The sequence below is a fragment of the Streptomyces sp. NPDC057654 genome, assembly GCF_042800135.1.
GTDB lineage: Bacteria > Actinomycetota > Actinomycetes > Streptomycetales > Streptomycetaceae > Streptomyces.
The window spans coordinates 1-5,798 of the sequence record NZ_JBHVHQ010000552.1 but is presented as its reverse complement, the minus strand read 5'-3'; the positions used below and the strand labels follow the sequence as shown (position 1 = coordinate 5,798).

Here is a 5,798-nt window from a genome sequence, read left to right as displayed (position 1 = left end):
CAGCCGCCCGGACACACGCGGACCGGGGCCCGCACCGTCACGGTGCGGGCCCCGGTCACGAGGTACGTCTGGCGACGTCAGGCGGGGGTGATGTTCTCCGCCTGCGGGCCCTTCTGGCCCTGCGTGACGTCGAAGGTCACCTTCTGGCCCTCCTGGAGCTCACGGAAGCCCTGGGTGGCGATGTTCGAGTAGTGGGCGAAGACGTCGGCGCCGCCGCCGTCCTGCTCGATGAAGCCGAAGCCCTTTTCCGAGTTGAACCACTTCACAGTGCCGCTGGCCATAATAATTCTCCTTCTGGGGCAGAGCCGAGGATCCACACCGCGTGAATCCCGCGTAGCCGCGATGTTGCCCCTTCCGGAATATTTACCGGCAAAACAAAAATGCGCCTGCGGCCCGCGGGCCAGAGGTGCACAGAGTTCTCGGGAACCACAACTGCAACTGGCTCGACGATAGCACGGCGCTCTCGAATGGGGCCGAGAACTCTACAGCTTCATTAATCGCCCCATGAATTCTGGTAGCGGGCCCGGATACATTCTGCGGGCGGGCGGCGACACATTCTGCACGCGGGCCCCGACTAAATCTGTGGCCGCCGCGATAGACATGCGCGCACTGCCTCGATAGCTTTGAGGAGTCACGCAGCGCTCACGAAGACAAGGTGCGATGCCCCATACAACCCGCCCGGCGGCGCCCGACAGACTCGATGACGACGACTACCCCGCCTACACCATGGGGCGCGCCGCCGAGATGATCGGCACCACCGCCGCGTTTCTGCGCACTCTGGGCGAGGCGCACCTGATCACCCCGCTGCGCTCGGACGGCGGCCACCGCCGCTACTCCCGCGGCCAGCTGCGCACCGCGGCCCGCGCCCGGGAGCTGGTCGATCAGGGCACGCCGGTCGAGGCCGCCTGCCGCATCATCGTGCTGGAGGACCAGCTCGACGAGGCACGGCGGCTCAACGAGGAGCTGCGCCGTTCGGCCGGAGCGCCGCCGGACCAGGGGTCCTGACGGGCGGCGCCCCGGCGCTCAGAGCTTGTTCAACCGGGCGAACGGCGTGGTGAGCCGCTCCTGCCGGGATCCGAAGTCCACGAGCACGGCGAGGTCGTCCTCGACCCCGACGACCCGCCCGAGGCCGTACTGATCATGTGTCACCCGCTCGCCGACGGCGAACTTCGCGGGCGGGCTGACGGTCGGTGCGCTGAAGGGGCTGGTGGGCAGATGGCGCCTGGGCGCGGCTGATTTCGTCATTGCGGTCAGTATGCGCCCGTAGGAGCACGCCCGTCACGCCTCAACGCCCTTGTCCCCGTGGGCGAAACGGAACGTCCAGGTCAGTACGGTGCCGGTGCCGCGCGCCCACCGCTCTGGCCTGTACCAACGTCACTCTTCGGACGGCTAGTTGCCGCGCCACGCGGAGCGGATATGGTGCTGAACGATCTCCGCAACGCCTCGCGCTGCCTGGCACCCCACGCCATCAACCGTTCACAAGGACCAGTTTGATGTCAGCACTCATATCCACCCGCCAGCAGGCAGTACGCCCACCCGTGGGGCAAGCGCTGCTCGTCCTGCTGGCCGCGGCGGCCGTCACCGGCGGTCTGTGCCTCTGGGCGGCGCTGGCCGCCCCGGTCTCCGTGCAGACCCCGGTCGCCTGGTGCGGCGGGGCCGCCGCCGCGCTGCTGAGCCTCTCGCTCGCGATGACCGCGCACAGCGTGCGGACCGCGCGGGCGCGCCGCGACCAGATCGCCGCGCTGGAGGCGGAGGCCGGCCGGCTGGCCGACGACACGCTGCCCGCGCTCGTGGCCGTGCTGCGCCGGGGCTCATCCGTGGACACCGCGCTGGCGCACGTCAGACAGCCGGCCGACGGGGCGCACCAGCGGATCGTACGCATCCTGGCCGAGGAGGTCGGCCGCGGCGAGCGGATGCGCGCCGCCGCGATGTCCGCCTGCGCCAACGCCGCCGGGCGCGTCCAGGCGCTGGCCACCAGCATGCTCGCGGACCTGCGGGAGATGGAGCACCGGCACGGCGAGGAGGTCCTCGGCGACCTGCTCCAGCTCGACCACAGCACCGCGCAGGCCGGCCGCCTCGCGGACAGCATCGCCGTGCTCACCGGGGCCCGCTCGGGCCGCCGCTGGACCAAGCCGATCGCGATGGAATCGATTCTGCGCGGGGCCATGGGCCGTATCAGCGCCTACCGCCGGGTGCGGCTGCACTCCAGCAGCACGGCCGCGGTCGCCGGGCACGCCGCCGAGGGCATCATGCACGCGCTCGCCGAGATCATGGACAACGCCACCACCTTCTCGCCGCCGTCCTCCGAGGCGCACGTCTACGTGGAGGAGGCCCAGGCCGGCATCGTGATCACCGTCGAGGACGGCGGTCTGGTCATGAGCGAGGCCGCGCTGCGCCGCGCCGAGCAGGCCGTCTCGTCCGAGACCCTCGATCTGCTGACGCTCTCCGGCACCCGGCTGGGCCTCGCGGTGGTGGGCTGCCTCGCCCGCAAGCACGGGCTGTCCGTCTCCTTCCGGCCCTCGTCGCGCGGCGGTACGGGCGTGGTGATCCTCATCCCCCAGCAGCTGGTCACCCTCCCCGCCCAGGCCGCTCCCGCGCAGCAGGCCGCTCCGGCCCCGGCCGCCCCGGCTCCGGCCCTCGCGGAGCAGGGCACGCCGCGGCACGCCCGTACGCCCGCCACGCCGGGGCGCGCGCCCCTGCCCGAGGCCGCGCCCATGCCCCCCGCCGCGCCCCCGCAGGCCCCCGCCGCGCCCGTACAGCAGCCCGTACAGCAGTGGCCCGTCCAGCCGCCCGTACAGCAGCAGCCCCAGGCGCCGGTCCAGCCGCCCGTACAGCAGCCGCCCATGCAGCAGCAGCCGGTGCAGCAGCCCCCCGCCCAGGCGCCCGCCGCTCCCGCCCTCGGTGACAGCGGGCTGCCCAAGCGTCGGCGCGGTCAGACGCTGGCCGCCGCGCCCTCCCCCACGCCCTCGCGCGGCGACGTGCCGCCCCCGCGCTCCCGCGAGGAGGCCGCGGCGCGGTTCAGCACCTTCCGCCGAGCCGTCCAAGGCAACAATTCCGACACCGCAAACACCCCCCCCCCCGCCCGCCCGGAGGACGACCCCCGATGAACACCACCGACCACAGCCTCGACTGGATGCTGGAGAACCTCCTCCAGAAGACCCCGGGCACCCGGCACGCGCTCGTGCTGTCCAAGGACGGCCTCAAGCTCTGCCACTCCAAGGAGCTCTCCGTGGACCAGGCGGACCAGCTCTCCGCGATAGCGTCCGGCATCCAGAGCCTGTCCCACGGCGCGTCCGTCGAGTTCGGCGACGGCTCCGGCGGCGTCCGGCAGGCGATGGCCGAGTTCCACGGCGGCATCCTGTTCATCGTGGAGGCCGGGCACGGCGCGCACCTGGCCGTGGTGGCGACGGAGGACGCGGACGTCGGCGTCATCGGCTTCAACATGAACGAGCTGGTCGAGCAGATCGGCGACTACCTCAGCGCCGCCCCGCGCCGGTCGGTATGAGGAGGCTGGGGCCCGACGACGACCCGGACCGGCTCTACACCGTCACCGGCGGCCGCAGCCGCGCCGACGAGAGCCGCTTCGACCTGGTCACCCTCGTCGTCAGCGAATGCGATCCGACCCCGGGCATGCAGTCCGAGCACGCCCGGATCCTCGCCATGTGCCAGTACCCGGTGGCCGTCGTGGAGATCTCCGCGGAGCTGCGGCTGCCGGTCAGCATCGTCAAGATCCTGCTCTGCGACCTGCTCGACGGGGGCCGGATCACCGCACGCCATCCACGTTCGGCGCCGGCCGCGGCCCAGCTTCCCGACCCCGACCTGTTGAAGGAGGTGCTCGTTGCACTCCACCGTCTCTGAGCCGTCCGCCGGCCGCGACCACCTGCGGAGCACCGCGGACAACGGCCTGAAGATCGTGATAGTCGGCGGCTTCGGCGTCGGCAAGACCACGATGGTCCGCTCCGTCAGCGAGATACGCCCGCTCAACACCGAGGAGACGATGACGCGGGCGGGCATCGGCGTCGACGACCCCTCGGGCGTGGAGACCAAGTCCACCACCACCGTCGCCTTCGACTTCGGCCGTATCAGCATCAACGACCAGGCCGTGCTCTATCTCTTCGGCGCGCCCGGCCAGGAGCGGTTCTGGTTCCTGTGGGACCGGCTGTTCTCCGGGACGCTGGGCGCGGTGGTCCTCGTCGACACCCGGCGCCTCGACGACTCCTGGTACGCGATCGACCGGCTGGAGCACCACCGGATGCCGTTCATCGTGGCCCGCAACGACTTCGGCGGCCCCGGCCCGCAGCACACGCTGGAGCAGGTGCGGGAGGCGCTCGACCTCTCCCCCGACGTGCCGCTGATCGACTGCGACGCCCGTGACCGGGACTCCAGCAAGAAGGTCCTGATCGCGCTCGTCAACCACCTCTACGCCCTGTCCGCCCGGGAGACCACACCGTGACGTACCTGCCCCCCTCGCCCGACGCCGCCGCACCGCCGCCGGGCTGCCCCGCGCACCAGGGGGCCGTGCCCCTGTACGGGGAGGGGTTCCAGAGCGACCCGGCGCGGCTGTACCGGGAGCTGCGCCGCGTCCACGGCCCGGTCGCGCCGATCCTGCTGGACGGCGGCATCCCCGCCTGGTTCGTGCTGGGCTACCGGGAGGTGCACCAGGTCGCGGGCGATTCGCAGCTGTTCGCCCGCGACTCCCGGCGCTGGCACGCGTGGGACCGCATCCCGCCCGACTGGCCGCTGATGCCGTACGTCGGCTACCAGCCGTCGGTGATGTTCGCGGAGGGGCCGGAGCACCGGCGGCGGGCCGGGGCGATCAGCGACGCGCTGGCCGCCGTCGACCAGTTCGAGCTGCGGCAGATCTGCGAGCGGGTCGCGGACTCGCTGATCGACTCGTTCGCGGGGCGCGGCGAGGCGGACTTGATGGCGGACTTCGCGTTCCGGATGCCGCTGCTGGTCGTCGCCGAGCTGTTCGGTCTGCCGGAGTCGGAGATCCCCCCGCTGGTACGGGACATCGCCGACTCGCTCGACGAGAGCGAGGGCGCCATCGAGGCGCACCAGCGGGTCGCGGCCCGGATGGGGCGCCTCGTGCAGGACAAGCGGGTGCATCCGGGTCCGGACGTGCCCTCGCGGCTGCTGGGGCACGCGGCGGGGCTGGCCGAGGAGGAGATCGTCATCGATCTGCTCGTGGTGATGGCCGCCGCCCAGCAGCCCACGGCGAACTGGATCGGCAACACGCTGCGGCTGATGCTCACCGACGACCGGTTCGCGGTGACGCTGGCGGGCGGCCGGCGCAGCGTCGGGCAGGCGCTCAACGAGGTGCTGTGGGAGGACACGCCCACGCAGAACTTCATCGGCCGCTGGGCGACCCGCGACACCCAGCTGGGCGGCAAGCGCATCCGCACCGGCGACCTGCTCGTCCTCGGGCTGGCCGCCGCGAACAACGATCCGCAGGTGCGGCCGGACTCGTACGCCGGTTCCGAGGGCAACCAGGCCCATATGTCCTTCAGCCACGGCGAGCACTCGTGCCCGTACCCGGCCCCGGAGATCGCCGAGGTGATCGCCAAGGCGGCCGTCGAGATCCTGCTGGACCGGCTGCCGGATGTGCTGCTGGCGGTCGAGGCGCAGGAGCTGGTGTGGCGGCCGTCGGTGTGGATGCGCGGGCTGGCGGCGCTGCCGGTCGGATTCACCCCCGCTTACGTGCCGCCGAGCGGGGGCTGATCCGGGCGCGGCCGGCTACGCGCCGGCCGCCGCCGCGACCGGGCCGGGCGTGAAGGTCACCGGCAGCGCTTCGAGGC

General features: G+C 72.3%; 8 protein-coding genes. 6 read left to right on the top strand and 2 right to left on the bottom strand.

What is annotated here, in order from left to right:
* Positions 1–77 precede the first annotated feature (77 nt).
* Positions 78–281, bottom strand: a complete 204-nt coding sequence (locus tag ACFU99_RS30395) for a cold-shock protein (protein ID WP_363227875.1) — start codon at positions 279–281, stop codon at positions 78–80.
* A 379-nt stretch (positions 282–660) separates the two neighbouring features.
* Here ACFU99_RS30395 and ACFU99_RS30390 point away from each other — a divergent pair, with 379 nt between their 5' ends.
* A complete protein-coding gene (locus tag ACFU99_RS30390; protein WP_384398105.1) occupies positions 661–1,005 on the top strand; it encodes a MerR family transcriptional regulator in 345 nt (114 codons plus the stop codon).
* Positions 1,006–1,023: 18 nt separating this feature from the next.
* Here ACFU99_RS30390 and ACFU99_RS30385 read toward each other — a convergent pair whose 3' ends face one another.
* Positions 1,024–1,245, bottom strand: coding sequence for a hypothetical protein (locus tag ACFU99_RS30385; RefSeq protein ID WP_384398103.1), 222 nt, complete (start codon positions 1,243–1,245; stop codon positions 1,024–1,026).
* Positions 1,246–1,493: 248 nt separating this feature from the next.
* On the opposite strand from ACFU99_RS30385, the gene ACFU99_RS30380 reads away from it, so the two are divergent.
* The 5 genes from ACFU99_RS30380 to ACFU99_RS30360 are packed head-to-tail and all read left to right on the top strand — an operon-like array spanning position 1,494 to position 5,721.
* Positions 1,494–3,107, top strand: coding sequence for a sensor histidine kinase (locus ACFU99_RS30380; RefSeq protein ID WP_384398100.1), 1,614 nt, complete (start codon positions 1,494–1,496; stop codon positions 3,105–3,107).
* Positions 3,104–3,505 (top strand): roadblock/LC7 domain-containing protein, encoded by a 402-nt coding sequence (locus ACFU99_RS30375; protein WP_384398098.1) that lies wholly within the window; start codon positions 3,104–3,106, stop codon positions 3,503–3,505. The genes ACFU99_RS30380 and ACFU99_RS30375 overlap by 4 nt, the downstream gene beginning before the upstream one ends.
* Entirely contained in the window at positions 3,502–3,858 is a 357-nt protein-coding gene (locus ACFU99_RS30370) for a DUF742 domain-containing protein (protein WP_363128379.1), read from the top strand. The genes ACFU99_RS30375 and ACFU99_RS30370 overlap by 4 nt, the downstream gene beginning before the upstream one ends.
* A complete protein-coding gene (locus tag ACFU99_RS30365) occupies positions 3,839–4,453 on the top strand; it encodes an ATP/GTP-binding protein (protein WP_384398095.1) in 615 nt (204 codons plus the stop codon). The genes ACFU99_RS30370 and ACFU99_RS30365 overlap by 20 nt, the downstream gene beginning before the upstream one ends.
* Before the next feature lie 5 nt (positions 4,454–4,458).
* Positions 4,459–5,721, top strand: coding sequence for a cytochrome P450 (locus tag ACFU99_RS30360; RefSeq protein ID WP_384398107.1), 1,263 nt, complete (start codon positions 4,459–4,461; stop codon positions 5,719–5,721).
* Positions 5,722–5,798: the final 77 nt, after the last annotated feature.